General features: G+C 40.7%; 1 pseudogene. It reads left to right on the top strand.

From position 1 onward, the window contains the following. Nucleotides 1-212, top strand: a pseudogene (locus JMX83_RS15000) (chorismate--pyruvate lyase); the annotation flags it as partial. Between the last annotated feature and the right edge of the window lie 495 nt (nucleotides 213-707).

Genomic DNA, 707 nt, shown 5'->3' with positions numbered 1-707 from the left:
CAAGCCTAAAAGGTAAGGCGCGACGCTTGCAGCAGCTAAAAGGTACGCCCATCGGTTATGTGTTATTTAAACGTCGGCGCACAGTGCCAAACCAGCGATTTGTGCGACAGACGAGCGAGGGCTGGCAGCGGCAAACGCGCTATGACTGGTATGGTCGCTTACTACTTATCAGCGAAACCTTTTTGCCGGCATTTTTGTCCAGTGATACTTAAAAACGTTTTATTCTTATATACACAAAGAAAAAACTAGGGTCAAAAATTTGCATTGAGTAAAACCTTTAGGGCGTGTTGAACATTCGACCATGGCACTGACAGCGACTATTTTTTAGGCGATTCGATGTTAAAAATAATAAGTTTAGTCATTCTAAGCGCTTATTTTTAACGATGAAGCGGCAAAAAAGAGTCCTGTCCCCTGCTTTTATCGTTGGGGCTGATGCTAAAATTGCCCCATACTGCGTTACAAATCTCGCTAAGGCATCTGCATTATCGTCGCTTTGTGCCTTGTCTGGAACAATTTTAGCGATCAGCAGTGCCTATTTGCGAATGTTCAACACGCCCTAATAATTTTTAATTTCTGTTAGACACAATATACGACTTTACTTTATTTTAGTTTGAAGGCTTTCTACAAATGATTAAACAATCAATACGTCAAAATCTCTGTTTTTAGTTGTCATTTTTGAACATAGGTATTGAAAAGCGCGGCTGCTT

The organism is Psychrobacter piscatorii (assembly GCF_904846415.1).
In the GTDB taxonomy this organism is placed as follows: domain Bacteria; phylum Pseudomonadota; class Gammaproteobacteria; order Pseudomonadales; family Moraxellaceae; genus Psychrobacter; species Psychrobacter piscatorii.
The sequence above is the reverse complement of the archived record's forward strand: the minus strand, read 5'-3'. Positions and strand labels throughout refer to the sequence as shown.